This window comes from Mycobacterium sp. PDNC021 (assembly GCF_048282635.1).
GTDB lineage: Bacteria > Actinomycetota > Actinomycetes > Mycobacteriales > Mycobacteriaceae > Mycobacterium > Mycobacterium llatzerense.
Map to the genome: position 1 here is coordinate 578508 of NZ_CP182502.1, position 18541 is coordinate 597048.

Genomic DNA, 18541 nt, shown 5'->3' on the forward strand with positions numbered 1-18541 from the left:
CAGAACAGCGAACGGTGCACCCCGAGTTCAGGGTGCACCGTTCATCGGTCGGGCTGTCAGAACTGACCGGTAGCGATCTTCTGAATGCCCTTGTGGACCTGAATCCCGATGTAGCCCAGCACAACTGCGATGATGCCGTTGATCACCACGGCCAGCACCAGCATCGCGGTAAGGCTGCCGGACACATACGGACTGCTGCTTACGCCGGCAAGGCCGATGACGCCGATCAATACACCCAGCAAGCTGGCTGCCGCACCCACACCACAGATGCCGTAAGCCACGAACTGCGCTGCCAGCTTCGTGCCCAACGCCAAGAAGCAGTACGCCAAGCCGAGCCAGACCACAGCTGCGACGAGCGAACCGATACCGCCGAACAGGCTCAGGAACAACCCGATCAGCACAGCTCCGCCGTAGCCGAGGTAGACGAACTGATTGGAGCCCTGCGGATTGTTGCGCATGTTCTGGAACCACGGCTGCTGGATCAGCTCGCCGCGGACACCGCGCGTCATCAACCGGAAGATGAACGAATCACCCTTGTTGAGCAGCGATTTGGCCATGTCGACGGGAGTCTGCTGCGGCCCCATCTGACCAGGGAACTGCGGCCCACCCGGTCCGGGGTACCCGCCTGGCTGCGGTGCGCCGAAACCCGGCTGGGCACCACCCGGGCCGAATCCCGGCGGCGGCACCGGAGCACCGAAACCGGGGGCGCCGTACGTCGGAGCGCCGAACCCCGGCGGGGGCGGCGGCACGGGAGCACCCACCGGATTCCACGGCTGCTCAGGCTGCGGCGGCACCGGCGCGCCGGGCTGACCGAACTGCGATTGCTGACCGAACTGCGGCTGCGGAGCCGGCGGCTGATAGCCCGGCTGCTGCGGCGGCTGCCACTGCGGCGCCGCGGGCGGCGCCTCCTGGCCGTAGGGGTTGGGCGCGGCGGGCGGCTGCGGTGGCTGCCACTGCGGGGCCGTGACGGTCGGCGGCACGACCTGAGTCTGGTCGCCGGCCTCCGGGGCAGCTGCCGCCGGCGGCTGGAACGCCGACCGGTCGACGAACTGGGTCTTCTCCTCGAGATCACCTACCACCGGCGGCTGCTGCGCATTCACCGAGCCGGCGTCGTGATTTTCGGACATATCGTGGTCTCCCTAAAAATTGACTGCTCAAGACACCGTACGGGCGCCGACCGGTCTGTCGCGCGGCGGTGTCGTCACACACCTGCGCGACCGAACCGGCCTCAGAACCGGATGTTCCGGATGTTGTCGTAGACCCCCGCGATCCACAGCAACAACGGAATCACCGCAGCGATCGCCGCCCCATCGGTCAGCTCCAGGATTCGCTTCGTCACCGGCGACACCCGCCCGACACCGTCCGTCGCGCCGACCATGATCAGCGCCACCACCGCGAGGGCGACGTACAACAGAATCACGAGCCAGGAGCCGTCCGGGTCCCACGACACCAACTTGATCATCACGCCGGTGGGAATGGCCACGGTCGCCGCCAACAGCGCCCAGCCACACCACCGTTCGGCGTACAGCCGCGACCGGAATCCGCAGATGACCGTGACCAATCCCGCGACGATCAACGAGTGCACGAAGAAGTGCCCCTGCACGACGACCGCGATGGCACCGTAGGTCAGCACCGTCACACCCGCGCTCAGGAATCCGATCAACAGCTGCCGCGCCAGCGTGCTGCGTTCGGTCAGCCGCGCCGCGGAATCGGGCACCGAATCGATGATCGCGCGCCATGTCGCCGATTCCTCGTCGATGACGTCACTGTGCGCGGCAACAGGATCCAGCAGTTCCTCGTTCGCGATCACCTCACCCGGGGCGGGGATGGGCGGGAGCGCGATCCGCGCCACCGCCACCGTCAGCTTCGCGGCGTTCGTGATCACGATGAGGCCGAGAGCGATGGCCCCCGCGGGAACCCACGAGGCTCCGCCGTACCCGTACGCGATGGCGGCACCGGTCACCGCGGCCGCCATGACCGATAGGAAGGACGCCACCGCCGCGCGCTTCCGTGGCCCGCCGCGGGTTGCCAATACGACGATCAGGATCACTGACGCCGCACCCGCAAGTTGTGGCGCGCCCATGTCGTTGATGCCGCGGGGCAGCGGCACGGCCAGAGCCGCCGCGCCACCCAGCAGCGGCAACGAGGCCACCAGAAGACTTTCGGACAGGTCGACGTTGTCGTAGCGCCCCTTGGCGATGAAGCTGCCGGCCAACACCAGCGCACCCAGCAGCCCAAGAGCGGCCGGCCACCACCATCCGTGTCCCGACTGCGACCACGACCACAACGACGCTGCGGCGGTGGCGAACGTGGCAATCGGGATAGCCAGTCCGACAAGACGTTTCAGCGCGTTGCCGTCGAACTCGGGGGACTCCTCAAGAACCGCCATGGCGTCGATGACGTCCTCGACCAGCGGTCGGTACCGCTCGGTCCGGCTCACCGACACCAAGGTCAGCAGGGCACCGTCGACCACTCCGGCTTCGTCGAGCGACTCGGTGGACTTCAGCGGCGGCGAACCCGGGCGTGCGAACGCCCACAGGCCCTGCGCCTTGAAGTCGAATCCGGCCAGCACGTCGGCCGGGGTGTCGTCGAGCAGATCGGCGAGGACGTTGACCGTTTCGTCGATGTAGGTCTCGATCGGCGTCGACGCCGGAAGCACCAGGTCGGTCATACGTCGACCGGTCAGGATGGTGACCCGGGTGGTCGACTGCCGTGTCGGATTGTCAGCTGCCGCGGCAGGCGCGACGGTGGCGGGGCCGGCCGATGCGGTCACCGGCGCTCGAGCCTGTCGAAGTCGTCGGACAGGGCCGCGGCGAGCTCAGTGATCCGGCGCTGATATGTCTTGCCCAGCAGATCGAACTGGATGTCCGAACCGGCGGCGATGTGCTTGTCCCAAGGCAGCACGACGACGCGGCCCGCAGGCACATGCCGCTCGAACTGCTGCACAAGATCGTCAACGTCGATGTTGGTCTTGCCGGGTGTCACGTGATTGATGACCACACACGCCCGGCCCAGCAGATCCTGATATCCGTTCTGCCGCAACCAGTCCATGGTCACCGCGGCCTGGCGGGCACCGTCGATCGAGGCGCTGGCCACGATCACCAACCCGGACACGGTCGACAGCACGGCGCGCGAAGCCTGGTGGAATAAGCCAGCGCCGCAGTCGGCGAGCACCAGGTTGTAGTACTGCGAGACGATCTTGACCGCAGCGGCCCAGTCGTCTTCGTTGAAGTCACGGCGCGCGACGCTGTACTCGGCCGACGACAACACCTCGAGATTGGAGGCGTTCATGCTGGTGTAGGCGCGGATATCGTTGTAGCGCGCAAGTTCCTTGTCGGACAACAGATCCGAGATGGTTGCGGCCGACTGCCGGCCGGCACGGTCGGCCAGATTGCCACCGTCCGGATCGGCGTCGACAGCCAGAATTCGGTCGCCGCGGACCTTCGACATGACGGAGCCGAGGGTGACGGTCACGGCCGTCTTGCCGACGCCGCCCTTCAGCCCCAGCACACCGATCTGGTACGAGTCACGGGCATTGCGACGAATTCGCGTGTAAAGGTCCAACTCGTACAACTCGTCGGGCGATAGGCCCAGGTTGATGCGGGTCAGCAGGTAGAGCATGTGCCGCCAGCCGCGCTGTGACGGCATCTTCACCCCGGCGCGCACGCCGACGTGCGACAGCGCATCGATGGCACGGTGGTCGCCGATGGTGGCGGCTGACGTCTGGTCGGGCATGTGCTGCTCGGTCCACTGCATGTCGGCCTGTGGATCCATGCCGTAATGCTGTGGCGGCGGCTGCATATGCCGCGGTGGCGGCGGCATCATCATCGGGGCGTGCTGCGGCTGCTCATACTGGGCGCCTGCCATGGGCGCGCCCTGCGGCGAGCGCATCAGGCCGTTCTGCATGAATTGCGGTGGCGTCGGCGGCATTTGAGTCGTCACCTCGGACGGCCGCGGCGGCGGAACCATGCCAGGCGGCTGCTGTGGTTGTCCGGCAACGGGCGGACCCGACGGCTTATCGGCCCCTGCAGCCGAGGCAGCGGCCGCGGAAGCCGACATCTGCGCGGCGGCAGCAAGGGTCGCATGGTCGACGGTTCGCGTGGCTTCCTCGTTGTCGGCCTGGCCCGGCGAGTTGTTGAAAAGCCGGTCATAGTCGGCGGACATGAGTACCTCTCGATTGTGTGTGGATTACTCCGGGAACGCACATGAGGTGGGCAGAGTCGACCCTACGCCAACCTGCCCACCTCCGGTGCCGCCGTCTGCCTTAGCCGAACGAGCCCGTGACGTTGCCCTCAACACCGGCCATGTCGGTGTTGGACTCACCGACTGCATGCGCCAGGCTGGCCAACGCGTTGTTCAGCTCCAATGCCGTGTTGTCCCACCGCTGCTGCACCGCCTGATACGCCTCCGAACCGGAGCCGCCCCAAACGGACGCCAGCTTCGCCAGCGAGGCCTTGCCCTCGTCGAGCAGGCCGTCGATGGCGCCCTTGTGAGCCATGATGGTGCCCACATGCGTGTGGTTTTCCGCAAAGCGCCAAACTTGTGCCATTTCTTTCTCCGTATTCTCTGTGAGTTAGATGTGTTGGATTGGGCCGGGTCAGATACGCATCTGGCTGGCGAGGCTCGATGCCGCGTCCCCATCAGCCGCGGTGTATTGCGTACCGGCGGACTGGATGTTGCTGGAGATGTCTTCCAGCTCCTTCAGCTGCTGCTGCATGGCCTCATCGAAACGGGCCAGCGCCACGGTGGTCGCGGAACCGGCTTCGCCCACCATCGAGGCTTGGAGTTCGTGCGCAGTCGAATCGACGCCAGTCTTGTGGGTCGTGAGCTCACCGTGGATGCGGTTGAAGTTTGCGGCCTCCGAGGCGAGGACCGCAGCATCTGTATTCATGCTTGTCATGTTTGGATCACCTTTTCTTTTCCTGTGTCCTCACCACGGGAATGGCGAGTCCTTGCCGACCCCCCGGGGCCGGAAAGCTTTTGTGTTACACGACAACTCACCAATCGTCGTCATCGTCGTCGAGGTCCTGGACCAGAACCCCGGGGGCTTTGAGGGCCTCCCTCGTCCCCCCGCCCTTCTCGCCCTTTCGGCCGGGTCCCATGCCGGCCCCGGCGCCAGCGGCACTGCTCACCGGCGCCTTGCCGGCGCCCGGCGCGCCGGCTGCCGCGCCCGCCTCCAGCGAAGCGGTCGAGGCGCCTTCGAGGCTGCCGACCAGCGAGGCCATCAGCGGCGTTCGCGGTACCGAACCGCCCATCCCCGGCAGCGACGCCGCCCGGACCAGGCCGGCACCCGATGTTGCCCCCGACCCACCAGCGAGCGGATGGTTGGAGAATGGGCTCGCGCCCATGAGGCCGATCTGCGGCCCATTGTTCTGACCGAAGCTGCTGCCGAGTTGGGTGAACATCTGCGTGAACTGCTGCATCGGCTGGCTCAGCTGTTGCACTGGCTGGGTGATCAACTGGCCCAGCTGCTGCGGCAATTGGGCCACTTGCGAGCCGACTTGCGAGGCCACCTGCATCATCATCTGAGTGCCCTGCTGCGCCTTGTCCTGCTGTCCGGTGGCCTGTTGCACGGCGCCTTCTGACTTCTGCGCCTGTTCTTCAGCCCGTCCAGCGGCAAAGCTGAGCTGCGACGCACCGCCACCCATCATCAGCGCGGCATCTTCTAGCGCAGATTGGCCGGTCACCTGCGCCAAGATCATGTCGCGCACCATCGCTTCCGGCGCTCGAGCAGCGGTCTGCGCCAGCGCCGCGGCCGCGCCGCTCGCTGCCACACCCGGCATGACGATCGGCTGTGCTGGCAGGATCGGCTCGAACAGCGTATTCATGCTGGTCTCCGCCTGATACGCCTCCATGACGGCACCCGCCAGGGCCCACATCCGTAGGTAATCCGCCTCATTGAAGCCGATAGGGACCGTGTTGATACCGAGGAAGTTGGTCCCTTCCAGTACCGCATGCGTGACGTGGTTCTCTTCGATCTCCGGTATCTGCGGTGTAGTCGTGAGGGCCAGCGCGTACGAGTCTGCCTGCGCCAGAGCCTGCATGGCACGTTTCTGCGCCTGCATGGCAGTGGTGTGCAACCACGTCACCATCGGCATGGTCGCCGACACCGCCCGCTCACTCGCCATCCCCGACCAGTTCGCGCTCAACGCGGAGAGGCTGGCGGAAAGTTCCGCCGCCTGTGCCTCCAACGCGATCGCCAGGGCTTCCCATCCGGCCGCCGCCTGGATCATCGGAGAAGCACCTGCGCCGGCCATCAACCGCCCGGTGTTCACCTCCGGGGGGAATGCTCCGTAGAACATCGCCGGCATGGCGGGTAGGGCAACCATAGTTCGCTGTCCTCGGACTCGGAAGATTCGGCTTGGCAGCGTCTAGATCAAGGTCGCGGCGTTGGCTGTGTCGGCCGCTTCGTAGATCGCCGCAGCTTCCACGTACGCCGCACCACCGCGGGCCAGTTCTTCCTGGGCGAAGGAATGGAGCGCCATGGTCTCCGCGCTTTCAACGGCGAAAGCCATGGCTGCCTGCATCGACACCTCGTCGACGCCGGCCGGAACCAGCGCCCCGGCTTCCGTCAACGTTGCGGTGCCCGTGGCTAGGCCCCGGGCACCATTGGCCACCACCTGCGTGCCGACACCTACCGCACCGGGATTGTGTTCCAAAGGCTGCATTCTTCTCTCCTTACCAATTCAAGATCGCGGTATGGAATTGTGCGAACGGCACAGAAAACGAAATAAAGATCCCCACGGAACCCCCGTTCCCCTTTGCCGATCAGCGGGCGTTTAGCGTTGCTGAACGTCTGAAACAGATACTACCGATGGTTTTGGGGGGTCACCTACACTTATTCCGCGGGAGGATCAACATAGGCCGCCTGGATGACCTCCTTGCCGTCCGGCGATGCCAAAAGTGCCTGGCCAGGAGGCCTGCGGCGGAGTTTGAACTCGCTCGACGGGAACTCGGCTTTCTCACCCGACAGGAACATCGTCGGCGTTCCCGCGCCGTATGCGGTACCGACGAACTTATCCATCGTGGAACGATGCGCCTGGCTCATCTGACACGTCACGATGATGTGCAGACCGATATCCGCGGCGGCCGGCAACAGCGGAGCCAGCGGAGCCATCGGTGATCCCAAAGCGCTGGCCGCGACGATCATGTGCCAGTCGTCGACCAGCAGCACCACGTCCGGACCAGTCCACCAGGACCGCGACCGCAGCTGCGACGTCGTCAAATCCGGCGGCGGCAGCCGCTTCTTCAGGTTGACTGCCAGCGCCTTGATCGACTCCTCCAGGGCGGCGATGTTGCGGTTGATCGCACCCGCGGCAAGCAGATGCGTCTGCGGCACCGCGTCGAGCAGGCCCGAGCGGAAGTCCGCCAGCATGAACCGCACCTGATCTGGGCTGTTGCGCTTGCAGATCGCCTCCGCCACCGCGTGCGCAATGGTGGTCTTGCCAGACTTCGGCGCACCGAAGATGAGCTGATGCGGCGTGTTGTACATGTGGTTGTACGCCACCGAGAGGTCGGACTCGCGCACGCCGACTGGCACCGTCCAGCGGGTCCGGTAATCGTTCTCCGGCCCGGGCGGGCTGGGATCGAGTTCGTGCAGATAGATCCGCTCGGGCAGCACGCGAACACGGGGTGCCATGTCGGTGTGTAGCGCAGCGACGTGATCGACCGCTGCGGTGATGGCCGGGACGATGTCGTCCGCGCTGTGCACCCCGTCCATCCGGGGCACGCCGATCATCAGGTGGTGCTTTTCCATCGACACCGCCCGACCGGGCCGGTTCGACGGAATCTCCCGGGTGATGCGGTCGATCTGCGTCTCGTTGACGTCACCGAGGCGGAACTCGACCTTGGTGCCCAGGTAGTCGCGGACGCGGGATTTCAATTCGGTCCAGCGCGGCGTCGAAATAATGACGTGCACACCGAACGCCAGCCCCTGGCCGGCGAGGTCCTGCACCACCGGCTCCAGATCCGGGAACTCACCGACGAACGCCGGCCAGCCGTCGATCACGAGGTAGACGTCACCGAACGGGTCTTGCGACGCAGGATGATTCGGGTCGTCACGCAACTGCCGATAGCTGGCGATCGAACCGATGCGGTGCTCTTTGAACGTCAATTCACGTTGCCGCAGAACGGCTTTCATCTCCGCGATGACGCGCATCACCCGATCCGGTTCGGAGCGGGTGGCGACACCGCCGACGTGCGGCAGGTCCTCGAGGTACATGAGGCCGCCACCGCCGAGGTCGACGCAGTAGAACTGCACATCTCGCGGGGAATGGGTCGCGGCCGCGGACAGGATCAGCGTCTGCAAGAACACCGACTTACCGGTCTGCGGCGCACCACCGACCGCGATGTTTCCACCGGCGGCCGACGTGTCGATGCCCCACACCTCCTGCTTGTGGCGGCGCGGTTCGTCCATGATGCCGAGGCCGAACCGCAGCGGGGACCGCTGGTCGCGCTCCACCAGTTCATTGACCGGCACCGGATCCAGCAGCGGCGGCAGCCACATCTTGTACGCCCGGCTCTCGGCGGTGGTCAGCTGGTTCAGCACCACCTCGCGCAGGGCGCGCTGTTCGGTGTTCGTCATCGCCCAACCCCCGAATCAGACATCGGCGCCGCGGTGAACGGGCGAATGCGGAAGGTGTTCTGCGCCACCACTCTTGGCGCGTCGTCGTCGTCGATCTCCGCGACCGTCGGCACGTAGGTGCCACCGGTGTAGATGCTCTTGAACTTGACCGGATCCTCCATACCCACCCGGAGGAAGCCGACGCCACTCTCCTTGTTGGTGATGTACTGCGCCTCGGGCGTGCCGATCACCGCCTTGGACTCGGCGGAACTGGTGGTACGCAAGGCGATTCGGTACGTCAGGTTCGGCTCCAGCTTGTCGATGCGGGCACCGCCGGTGTTCAGCGACTGCGTCGCCAGCAGCAGATGCACGCGCAGCGACCGGCCCACGCGACAGATGCGGTCGAACAGCGCGATGAAGTCCGGGTGGTTCTGCAGCAACTCCGCGAACTCGTCGACGACCACGAAAAGCGTTGGCAGCGGCGGCAGATCAGCTCCACGTTCGCGATACTTCTCGTATTCGGCGACGCCCGACAGCGCACCGGCCGCGCCGACCTGCATGCCGGCCTGCCGGAGGATGCCCTGCCGACGGTCCAATTCACCGGTGAGCACCTCACCCATCCGGCTGACGAGTTCGGCTTCCTCTTCCATGTTCGTGACGACCGCCGCCGTGTGCGGCAGGTTCTCCATGCCGAGGAACGTCGAACCGCCCTTGAAGTCGGTCAGCAGCAGGTTGATCTGATCCGGGTGGTGCGTGGCCACCAACGAAAGGATCAGGGTGCGAAGGAATTCCGATTTACCGGAACCCGTCGTACCGATCAGCATGCCGTGCGGGCCGGCACCGAACTCAGCGCCTTCCTTGATGTCGAGATGCATGATCTCGCCGTTCTTGAGCTGGTGGCCGAACGGAATGCGCAACCGGTCCTGATCGAGGTCCGAGTACATCCGCCACCGCCGAGGCGTGACCTCCTCGACCGTGCGCGCGCCCACCAGGTGGTGCCATTCGCTCGACACCTTCTTCTGGACGCGGGTGCCCTTGTCGATGATCGTGCCCGTGATCGACCACCCCGCGAGCTTGCGCGCCAGCCGGCCCGCAGAAGACGGGGTTACCGAGTCGGTCACGGTGGTCACCTCGCGCCATGGCTGGTTCGCCGCCCGGTCCTCGCACGAGCCGTCGGGATTGACCTTGATGCGGTACCCGGACTTGTGGTTGCCCTTGGTGATGACGGTGACGCCCGCACGCCCGTCGACCGGGAACCCGGCCTTGCCGCCGGTCAGGTCGACGACCAGCACATAAGGTCCCGAGGGGGGTGCGTCGGCACTGTGCGGACCGCGCGCGGTCAGGTCGGCCAGCCCGTCGGGCTTGGTGAACACCAGGCGCTTGGGCCCGGCGTCGTCGAACTCGGTCTGGCTCTGCACGTGCGGCAACCACTTGAGCCAGGCCCAGTCGGGGTCGTTGAGATCCTCCATCAGGACGCGGATCTGGAGCACGTCCGGCGGATGGAAGACCGCGAGGTGGCAGATCATGGCGGCGAGCAACCCCCGCGCCCCTTCCGGATCGCCGCCGATGGCGATGGTCGGATAGCTCTTGAGGATCACCAGCTTCGGGCAGTCGTGCACCAGACCGTGAGTGCGCAGGAACTTGGTCACCCACATGTGGCTGACCGGTTCCAGGTGGGCCTGCGGTGCGGCCATCGGGCCTGCCAGATCCGACCCGATGTTCGGCTTGAGCAACCGGTCCACCGCCGCCTGCGCGCCGATGCCGATCCGGGCGCCCATGAAGAAGTCGGCATTGTTGCCGCTGACGCTGCGCGACCATTGCCGCTGCGTACCGACGATCGACAGCAGATCAGCGGGGTGCGGCGCGTGATAACTGAAGAACGTCACCTGGGCGTCCGCCGACGACGTCACGCGCGTCCGCAGGCCGGCCAGGTACCGCAGGTACTCCTTGCGGTCCTCGTTGATCTCCGGCACCTTCTTGCCGCCGCCACCACCGCTGGACATGTAGCCGACGGTGCCCATGATCATCATCAGCGGCATCATCAGCATGTACGGCGACAGCTGGCGGACGCCGGTGAAGATCATGATCGCGATCATCCCGAGCATGCCGCCGCCCATGACGTACGGCATCGCCTTCTGCATGCCGGACGCCGGGATCTCGATGCCCAGGTCGTCAGGCGGGGTCACGTTGATCTCGCCCGGAGTCAGGCGCGGACCCCGCTTCATCGACGGGGTGAACTTCTTGGTCGTCATGACGCACCTCCCGGACGCACCGTCGTGGGTGCCGAATCATTTCCGCCAGCGACCTTGCGCGGCTTCGGATCCGACGGCAGTGTGTCGTGTTCGAGCAGCGCCGCCTCCTTCGACAGCACCGGGCCTTCCATCAGCAGACCGACCACCTGCCACGGCGCCGTGGAGGCGCCGGTGAGACCGAGGGCCTTGGCGGTGTCGTCATTTGCGATGCCGTACCGGACGCCCTGCGCGTCGACGTAGTACTGGGCCTCGCCGTACCTCGGGTCGGGCGACTGCAGCCGGATGTACTGGCCGCCGTCGATGTAGACGGTGGCGTCGCCACTGATCTGCTTGATGCCGTTGCCCATCGAGCTCACCGGGATCGGCAGGTGCCGGCCGACGATCACCGTGGTCTTGGCGCCCTGGTCGCCGGCTTCGCGCTGCCACGTCCAGCACACGGTCGGATCATCCTGCGGCAGCAGCATGGTCATGGGCTTGGCCGGCAGCGGCGAGGTGTAGGTCTGCTCAGCGATCTTGGCCACCACGCTGGATTCCACCGATGGCGGCGAGATCAGACCATAGGAGTTGGTCGCCCGCAGCGCGGCCGCGGTGGTGTCGTTGACCTTCGCGACGCCGTCCGGCAGCACCACGTACTGCTGCTTGCTGTTGTCGGTGACGGTCTGGAACACCGTGCCATTCACCAGATTCGGCGGCAGGCCGACGGTGTTGGGCGCGCCGGCGGCCGGAATGGGGGCAAGAGCCCAGGGGCCGACGTTCGGCAGCGCGTTGAACAGGCCGGACGAGATGGGCGCCGATTTCGACCCGACCGGAATGCCCACGGCGGAAGTCAGGGCTCGATCGGCCAGGTCGATCGAATGCCGCCCGTCCTTGGTGATCAGCCAGGTCTTGTCCTGGTACTTGACCAGCACCCCCTGGTCCGGGCGGATGGGCCCGACGCCGCCGCCAACGACGACGGGTTCGACGAGCACCGAGGTCTCGACGGTCGGGGTAACGCTCTCGGGCTTGGTGACGGTGTCACACACCGACCAGGTGCCCGGCGTGCCGTTCACCGCTGTCGCGTAGGGCGCCCCGGGGATACCGATCGGTTGGCCCTTCGACATCTTGGCGAGTTCGGCAGGTTTGACGACCTGTGGTTCACCGGTGTGGCCGAGAACCAGCCGGGCCGAGGTGAGGTTGTAGACGGGGCGGATCTGCTGTGTCCCGGGCATGACGACGTACAGCTGGTTGGTGCTGCGGTCGACCAGCAGGGTGTCCTCGCCCCGCTTACCCTGCGGTTTGAAGTAGGCCATCATCGCGGCGCCGAGACAGATGAGCACCGCGACGACGATGCCGGCCGACACCGAGCGGCTGTAGAACTGCAGCGGGTCGTCGAACATGCGGGTGTCGCGCCGCACGATGGCGTGCTCGACACGACGGAGCAGAAAGCGCCAGCCGCTGACCTGAACCTTGGTGGTGAGCCGGAAATCTGCCATCGGTTATTCGCCGATGTTCAGGCGCCGGTGCACGCCGCTGATCGCGGATGCCATGTCGTCACCGGTGATCTCGCTGAGTGCGTCGACACCCAGGCTCTCGATGTCCATGGACCGGGCGAGGCGCATGTCGCGGGCCTGCTCGCCGGCCTCCACCAGCTGGCGCGCGTACCGGCCGTTACCGGCGATGTCGATGGCCGGCTTGCCATTGAGCTCATGCTGGCCCAGCGTGGTCGCGGCCTCCAGCACGTGCTTGGCCGCCTCGTCATTGATCGACGAATCATTGTTCTTGGCAATGACTTTCGCGATCTCGACGATCTCGTCGGGGGAGTAGGACTCGAACTCGATGCGGGTGGCGAACCGGGACCGCAGACCGTCGTTGGCCTCCAGCAGCCGGTCGATGTCCGAGCTGTATCCCGCGATGATGACGACCAGGCGGTCGCGGTCGTTCTCCATGCGGGCCAGCAGGGTGTCGATGGCTTCCGAACCGAAGGCGTCGCCGCCCTGCAGCCCGTCCTGGATCAGTGTGTAGGCCTCGTCGATGAACAGCACGCCGCCCAGGGCCCGGTCGATGACCTTCGACGTCTTCACCGCCGTGTGACCGAGGTACTCACCGACGAAGTCCTTGCGGGACGTCTCGACCAGCTTGGGCTCGGAGATGACGCCGAGGCCGGCCAGGATGTTCGCGACCACCCGGGCAATGGTGGTCTTGCCGGTTCCCGGCGGCCCGGTGAAGATCATGTGCTTGGACTGCTGCGCGACCTTCATGCCACGCGCGGCCCGGATCTTCGCCATTTGCGTTGCGGCGCGGTAGGTCTCGATCTGCTCCTTGACCTTGGCCAGCCCGATCTGCCGCTCCAACTCGGCCTGCGCCTCGACGAGCATGCGGTCCCGCGCCGAGGTGTCGGCCACCACGCTGTTCGGATCCCACTTGTCGGAGCGGGCGGCGATCTTCTCCGTCGTGGTGGTCTGCAGCCGGAAGTTCGGATCACGAAGCGCCTCAGTGACTTTCGGCTCCGGAAAGTTGGCCTGCAACCACTCCAGCAGGCGCCGGGCGCCCTCCTCGTTGCCCTGATCCCGGAAGGTCATGGCCAGGTACCAGGCGATCGGCCGGCCGCACGCCGTCCCCGCCGGCGACTCGTTGGCCTCGGTCAGCTTGTCCTTGGCCTCGGTGAAGAGTCCGAGGTTGGCCGCCGCGACGCCGCGGGCCACTCCGGCCGCGCCGGCCAGGAAGGCGTCCGGCCAGCTCTCCGACCCCCGGAGTACCTCCATGACGTCGGTCCAGCGCTGGCCACCGGTGTAGATGACGGCCTTGACCCACGCCACCAGATGCTCGGAACCGCCGACCGCGGCACCCTCGACGGCCTCGAGCGCGTCGGCGTAGTTGCCCTCGGCAGCCTCGTTGACCGCGAATGCCAGCGTGAGGGCCAGCGGCGAATTCACGGGATACGTGATGTCACCGAGCTCGCCACCGATCCGCACCCGCGCGTTGACCTGCGCCAGCGACACCTCGGCCTGCCCGGCGAGCATGCCGAGGTTGCCGCGCGAGTACCACGCGCGGAAGAGCGTGGTCCGGTCTGCGTCGCCGCACCGGATCCGTCCGATCCAGGCGTCGCACGCGGTCTCGTCGACCGAGGTGATCTCGGTGAACAGTTGCATCGAGCGCGCCGGGGCGGTGTCCAGCATGCCCACGGCGTTGTTGAACATGGCGGCGAGTTGGTCACTCATGTGTTTCCCCTGAATATCTGGTGGCAAAGATGTGGGCGCGGGTCGCGGCGGCCTCTTCGGGCGACGGCAGGTCGAGACTGCGGGACAGGAAATCCTTGGCCTCGGCGCGGTCGTGGCCCAGTTCCCGAAGCCCCGAGTACATGACGTCGTACTGCGCCGATCGCCCGTCCTGGCGGGCCAGGTCGGCGATCAAGAGAACTTCCTGCGCCAGTTCGACTTCCGTCATGTCGGTGACGCCGGGAGCGAGCCGGACCCGGTGGATCCGGCCGTCCATGAGAGCCGTGACGGTCACCGTCTGCGGCGGGTTCGCGACGGTGTAGCCGAACGGGACCGGCTGATCGTCGACGGACGGCTCACCGTCCTCGGCAGCCACCGCGCCCGGGGTGACCGCGTCGTCATCGGCGTACAGGTAGTCGAGTGCGCCGCCGAGATCGTCGTCCGAACCGTCGTCCGGATCATCGCCCGACGGTTCGTCATCAAACCCGTCGTCTGGATGGTGGGCCGCCAACGTCAGTCCTGGTAATCGTCGCCGGAGGCACCCGCGGAGGGCTTGTCGAACCACGAGCGCGACGGCAGGAACTCCATCAGTCCCTGGAGTGCGCGTTCCAGGTTCTCGTCGGTGCCGGCGAGGAAGCTGCCGTAGAGCTCCCCACTGACCTTCCGCGGCAGGGACACGATGCGGCCCAGCCGGGAGTCCAGGACACCGGCGGCCACATCGGCCTGGCTGAAGGTGCCGCCCTCGTGCCGCTCGTTGGCGGTGAGTTCGACCCACGAGTCGGGGTTGCCGATGAGTTCGGAGTAGGTCCGCGCCGAGCTCAGGCTGATGCCGAACTGGGTGAGCTGGTCGGGAGTGCGGGACTCGGTGAGACGGCTGCTCGATGCGGTCAGTGGCTCGACGTTGGCCGGGTTGGCCGAGCCGAGCACGGCGTTGACCATGCCGGCCAGTCCCACCTGCCCGGCAACCCGCTGCAGGACCAGCATCTCGCCGTCACGGGCCGCGACCACATGCCGTTCGCCCTTGCGACAGACCACGAACCGCAGCATCTTCCCGCCGACGTCGCGGCGCCACCAACGACCCTCGATGGTGCGGTCGGCGCGGCTGAGGGTGTCGACCATCGCGGCCACTTCCGGATGCGGGTTCCCGTAGATGTCGAGGACGCCCTGCGACGTCAGATCCCGCCGCACCTGTTCCCAGACGATGTTCCGCAGGTCCAGTTGCGGGATGTTCGGCCGGATGCCCAGGCTCGGCGGGAAATCCATCAGACCGAGCTGGTCGGCGATGACGAGCATGCCGTCGATGGTGACCTCGACGGCCACGACGTCGTCGATGCCGCCCGAGGCGCTGCTGGCCGCGGAGTACGGGCCGGTCACGTCCACTGCCCCGACAGCGTCAACGACCTGGCATCACGCCCGGTACCTGTGTCCACCCGCTGCATCTCGGCTCCACCCCCTGTTCCCGACGCCAAGCGCCGGGCATCGCTGTCCTCCGTGACCATCTTGGTACGCCACCTCACAGGCGGCAGGCCGATGGCCAAACTCCTACGCGAGTCACGGCATCTGACCTGCACAGGCGGCCCCACACCACCCCCACAGCGCTTCCCCACAACCCGCATCGAGCCTACCAGCGGGTCTGACCACAGGTCCGCACCAATTCGACACCGCCACGGCCTGGTCGACCGCCACCGTCGTGCGCCGAAAGGTATTGGTGGACAAGTAATTCGACAGCACTCCGCGAACCCCTATCGAACCGTCGGCTGGACGGCAGGCAACGGTCTTGGGCCCGGCCATCCCGCTATCGCCACTGACGTGGTCGATACTGGGAGGGCATCTGCGTCTTGGCACCTGCGTCGAGCGAACCGAGGAGAGAAAGCGCGTATTCGGTGACTGACCACTTCGAACCGCAGCACAACCCCCCGGAAAGCGCTTTTGCCGGACATCCGGTGAACACGCCGCCGGCCTGGCCACGCGTGAATCCGGCTGGCGGCAATACCGGCATGCAGCACACCGAACCGCTGCAGCGCAGGACCGGTTACCCGCCGCAGCCCGGCCCCATCCAGCCCGGTCGCCCGCCACAGCAGCCGTGGCCGTACGGCCCGCAGGGTCAGTTCACGGCACCGGGGTCGTACGCCGACGCCATCCGCCGGGACGACCTGCTCCGGGCCCGCAAGCCCGAGCCCGGTCGTGGCTGGCGCAAGACGCTGTTCAAAGCGACGTTCGGGCTGGTCAACCTCGGGCCGTCACCCGATGAGATCCACGAGGCCCAGCAGATCAACCGGATTCGGTCGGCGTTGTCGGGTCACTACAAGGTCGGCGTCATGGGCAAGGGCGGCGTCGGCAAGACGACGATGTCCGCCTCGATCGGCTCGCTGTTCGCCGAGCTCCGGCAGGAGGACCGGGTCGTGGCCGTCGACGCCGACACCGCATTCGGCAAGCTCGGCAGCCGCGTCGATCCCAAAGCCCTGAGTTCGTACTGGGAGTTGGCATCCGACCAGCATCTCGAGAGTTTCGCCGATATCCGTAACCGCGTAGGCAGCAATGCCGCCGGACTGTTCGTGCTGGCCGGTGAGGCGAGCCCGGCCCGCCGGCGGGTGCTGGACCCCGCGGTGTACCGGGAGGCGGCCTCCCGGCTGGATCGGCACTTCACCATTTCGATCATCGACTGCAGCTCGACGATGGACAGCCCCGTCACCCAGGAGGTGCTCCGCGATCTGGACGCGCTCATCGTCGTCTCATCACCCTGGGTCGACGGGGCCGGCGCGGCCGGGCAGACGCTGGATTGGCTGGCGGCACACGGCCTCAACGGTCTGTTGCAGCGAACGGTGGTGGTGCTCAACGATTCCGACGGCCATGCCGACAAGCGCACGCGCTCGGTGCTGGCCCAGCAGTTCGCCGGGCAGGGTCAGGCTGTCGTCGAGGTCCCGTTCGACGGGCACCTGCGGCCGGGCGGCGTCATCGCCGGTACCCGGCAGCTGTCGCCGGCGACGCGGCGTAAGTTCATCGAGATCGCGGCCGCACTCGCGGCGAACTTCCCGACCAGTGACGACCGGCACCGCGAGCGTTCCTGATACCTACAGCTAGACCAGCTGCAGGAGCAGCTTTTCGACCAACTGCTTGTCCTGCTCCGACACGGTCGCTTCGGCTTCGGCACCGACGACGACGGCCTCGGGCACGCCGGCGGCCAGGGCCGTCTCCTGGATGGTCAGATTGGCACCGCGCCGCGCGGCGTACAGCCGCTGCCCAAGAGTCGCGGTCGGCGCTTTGGCGCCGAGCAGTGTCAGTTCGTCGATCCGGGCGCGCACCAGTCCCAGTGCTTTGATCAGCGGCGGCGATACCGGCCCGAGCCGGGCGGCGCTCGCGGCGACGGCTTCGAGCTGCCGCAGGTCGGACAGAATCTGCGTCACCCACGGCGTGAATTCGGAATCCTCGATGGCCGGCAGGGCGTCGGCTGTGGCACCCAAGGTGTTCACCGCGGCGACGACTGCCTGGGCGATCAGCGGAACCTCACCCACGTTGGTCAACGGTGGGGCAGGCGCGGCTTGTGGTGCCGCCGCGAACTGCGCCTGCGCCGGGACCGGCTCGCCACTGCGGATCCGTGCGATGGTTCCCGGCGCCCAGCGCAATACCTCTTCGAGGCGCAGGCGCGTTCTCTCACGGGGCCAGCTCCGGCCTTTTTCGAAGGAGATCAGCGCACCGGCGTTGATGATGCCGTCGGCCGCCAGGCTGCGCTGGCTGATGTCGAGCTCGCGGCGCCGAGCTGCGGCGGCCGCACCGGCGCGCTCCATCCCGGGATCGACGGCGGGCAGGGCGATGTACTCGGTGACGTCATCGGGATCGATGTTCGGCACCCGAGGTCACCTCCATCTCATTGCGGCCCGCGCTCAACAAGAAATCCGGAGCGCTGTCAGCGGTCCGATACAGCTTAGCCCGTTCCGTCCCGCATAACTATTGCGTTGACAGTCACTGAACCGTATCGGTAGGCCCACAAGCGCTTCAGTTAGACCGTACACCCAGTCCAAACGACGACTTTCACCAATGTTATTCCTGCTCAACCGAACACAATCGGCGCCCTGGCAGACCTCTGACCTGCAGTTATATGCAACGCTACGGTTTAACTGTTGCGTTACTGCAGTCTGGTGCTATAGATTCTTCTCAACCGCGACGGAACAGTCGCAGCGCAACAGCTAAGGAGTACCCCGATGACCGCAATTGCCATGGACGGCCTGCCGCTCGGTGAGTGCACCCGGAGCCCGGAGCAGTGGACGACGATCGCCAGCGAAGAAGCCAAGAGCCTCTGCCGGCAGTGCCCCCGCCGCTGGGCCTGCGCGCGTGACGCCGTCGAACTGCCCCGCGCCGAAGGGCTCTGGGCCGGCATCGTCATTCCCGCCGACGAGGGTCGCGGCCGGACGTTCGCGCTCAAGCAGCTGCGGTCCCTGGCCGAAGCCAATGGCTACCCGGTCCGCCGTCAGCGCCGAATCTTCCTCGAAGTCGCGTAGTACCCCGATGCCCACGCTGCCGTTTGAGGGGGCGGC

At 66.6% G+C, this 18541-nt stretch carries 16 protein-coding genes; 2 read left to right on the forward strand and 14 right to left on the reverse strand.

Translation table 11 applies throughout. The features are described 5' to 3' along the window. Positions 1-56: 56 nt before the first annotated feature. From ACNO8X_RS02630 to ACNO8X_RS02690, 13 genes are all read right to left on the reverse strand, one after another. The gene (locus tag ACNO8X_RS02630; RefSeq protein WP_418004039.1) at positions 57-1127 is read right to left on the reverse strand and encodes a hypothetical protein; all 1071 of its coding nucleotides are present in this window, start codon (positions 1125-1127) and stop codon (positions 57-59) included. Positions 1128-1228: 101 nt separating this feature from the next. Then, a complete protein-coding gene (eccD, locus tag ACNO8X_RS02635; RefSeq protein WP_418004040.1) occupies positions 1229-2773 on the reverse strand; it encodes a type VII secretion integral membrane protein EccD in 1545 nt (514 codons plus the stop codon). Next, positions 2770-4164: a MinD/ParA family ATP-binding protein gene (locus ACNO8X_RS02640; RefSeq protein WP_418004041.1), complete on the reverse strand. Its 1395-nt coding sequence runs from the start codon at positions 4162-4164 to the stop codon at positions 2770-2772. The genes eccD and ACNO8X_RS02640 overlap by 4 nt, the downstream gene beginning before the upstream one ends. A gap of 100 nt (positions 4165-4264) precedes the next feature. After that, the gene (locus ACNO8X_RS02645; RefSeq protein WP_418004042.1) at positions 4265-4549 is read right to left on the reverse strand and encodes a WXG100 family type VII secretion target; all 285 of its coding nucleotides are present in this window, start codon (positions 4547-4549) and stop codon (positions 4265-4267) included. 48 nt (positions 4550-4597) lie between these two features. Beyond that, positions 4598-4891: a WXG100 family type VII secretion target gene (locus ACNO8X_RS02650; protein ID WP_418004043.1), complete on the reverse strand. Its 294-nt coding sequence runs from the start codon at positions 4889-4891 to the stop codon at positions 4598-4600. Positions 4892-4997: 106 nt separating this feature from the next. Continuing rightward, positions 4998-6302, reverse strand: coding sequence for a PPE family protein (locus ACNO8X_RS02655; protein WP_418005747.1), 1305 nt, complete (start codon positions 6300-6302; stop codon positions 4998-5000). A 69-nt stretch (positions 6303-6371) separates the two neighbouring features. Next, positions 6372-6668, reverse strand: coding sequence for a PE domain-containing protein (locus ACNO8X_RS02660; protein ID WP_418004044.1), 297 nt, complete (start codon positions 6666-6668; stop codon positions 6372-6374). Positions 6669-6838: 170 nt separating this feature from the next. Then, on the reverse strand, positions 6839-8584 hold the full coding sequence (eccCb, locus tag ACNO8X_RS02665; RefSeq protein ID WP_418004045.1) for a type VII secretion protein EccCb: 1746 nt from the start codon (positions 8582-8584) through the stop codon (positions 6839-6841). Continuing rightward, on the reverse strand, positions 8581-10815 hold the full coding sequence (eccCa, locus tag ACNO8X_RS02670; RefSeq protein ID WP_418004046.1) for a type VII secretion protein EccCa: 2235 nt from the start codon (positions 10813-10815) through the stop codon (positions 8581-8583). The genes eccCb and eccCa overlap by 4 nt, the downstream gene beginning before the upstream one ends. Continuing rightward, positions 10812-12287, reverse strand: coding sequence for a type VII secretion protein EccB (eccB, locus tag ACNO8X_RS02675; RefSeq protein ID WP_418004047.1), 1476 nt, complete (start codon positions 12285-12287; stop codon positions 10812-10814). Before eccB ends, eccCa begins: the two co-directional genes overlap by 4 nt. Before the next feature lie 3 nt (positions 12288-12290). After that, entirely contained in the window at positions 12291-14012 is a 1722-nt protein-coding gene (gene eccA / locus ACNO8X_RS02680; protein WP_418004048.1) for a type VII secretion AAA-ATPase EccA, read from the reverse strand. Beyond that, positions 14005-14520, reverse strand: coding sequence for a YbaB/EbfC family DNA-binding protein (locus ACNO8X_RS02685; protein WP_418004049.1), 516 nt, complete (start codon positions 14518-14520; stop codon positions 14005-14007). Before ACNO8X_RS02685 ends, eccA begins: the two co-directional genes overlap by 8 nt. Positions 14521-14522: 2 nt before the next feature. Further along, on the reverse strand, positions 14523-15383 hold the full coding sequence (locus ACNO8X_RS02690; RefSeq protein WP_418004050.1) for an ESX secretion-associated protein EspG: 861 nt from the start codon (positions 15381-15383) through the stop codon (positions 14523-14525). A gap of 509 nt (positions 15384-15892) precedes the next feature. On the opposite strand from ACNO8X_RS02690, the gene ACNO8X_RS02695 reads away from it, so the two are divergent. Beyond that, positions 15893-17077, forward strand: a complete 1185-nt coding sequence (locus ACNO8X_RS02695) for a MinD/ParA family ATP-binding protein (RefSeq protein WP_418004051.1) — start codon at positions 15893-15895, stop codon at positions 17075-17077. A gap of 9 nt (positions 17078-17086) precedes the next feature. On the opposite strand, the gene ACNO8X_RS02700 is transcribed toward ACNO8X_RS02695, so the two are convergent. Next, entirely contained in the window at positions 17087-17857 is a 771-nt protein-coding gene (locus tag ACNO8X_RS02700; protein WP_418004052.1) for a transcriptional regulator, read from the reverse strand. 351 nt (positions 17858-18208) lie between these two features. Between ACNO8X_RS02700 and ACNO8X_RS02705 the strand changes: the two genes are divergently transcribed. After that, positions 18209-18505, forward strand: a complete 297-nt coding sequence (locus ACNO8X_RS02705; protein WP_043391368.1) for a WhiB family transcriptional regulator — start codon at positions 18209-18211, stop codon at positions 18503-18505. Positions 18506-18541: the final 36 nt, after the last annotated feature.

Excerpts from the sequence above, each read along its gene's own strand:
- ACNO8X_RS02645 (WP_418004042.1), bottom strand. The coding sequence starts at position 4,549 with ATGGCACAAGTTTGGCGCTTTGCGGAAAACCACACGCATGTGGGCACC.
- ACNO8X_RS02660 (WP_418004044.1), bottom strand. The coding sequence starts at position 6,668 with ATGCAGCCTTTGGAACACAATCCCGGTGCGGTAGGTGTCGGCACGCAG.
- ACNO8X_RS02630 (WP_418004039.1), bottom strand. The coding sequence starts at position 1,127 with ATGTCCGAAAATCACGACGCCGGCTCGGTGAATGCGCAGCAGCCGCCG.
- ACNO8X_RS02655 (WP_418005747.1), bottom strand. The coding sequence starts at position 6,302 with ATGTTCTACGGAGCATTCCCCCCGGAGGTGAACACCGGGCGGTTGATG.
- eccB (WP_418004047.1), bottom strand. The coding sequence starts at position 12,287 with ATGGCAGATTTCCGGCTCACCACCAAGGTTCAGGTCAGCGGCTGGCGC.
- ACNO8X_RS02640 (WP_418004041.1), bottom strand. The coding sequence starts at position 4,164 with ATGTCCGCCGACTATGACCGGCTTTTCAACAACTCGCCGGGCCAGGCC.
- ACNO8X_RS02705 (WP_043391368.1), top strand. The coding sequence starts at position 18,209 with ATGACCGCAATTGCCATGGACGGCCTGCCGCTCGGTGAGTGCACCCGG.
- eccCa (WP_418004046.1), bottom strand. The coding sequence starts at position 10,815 with ATGACGACCAAGAAGTTCACCCCGTCGATGAAGCGGGGTCCGCGCCTG.
- eccA (WP_418004048.1), bottom strand. The coding sequence starts at position 14,012 with ATGAGTGACCAACTCGCCGCCATGTTCAACAACGCCGTGGGCATGCTG.
- eccCb (WP_418004045.1), bottom strand. The coding sequence starts at position 8,584 with ATGACGAACACCGAACAGCGCGCCCTGCGCGAGGTGGTGCTGAACCAG.
- ACNO8X_RS02650 (WP_418004043.1), bottom strand. The coding sequence starts at position 4,891 with ATGAATACAGATGCTGCGGTCCTCGCCTCGGAGGCCGCAAACTTCAAC.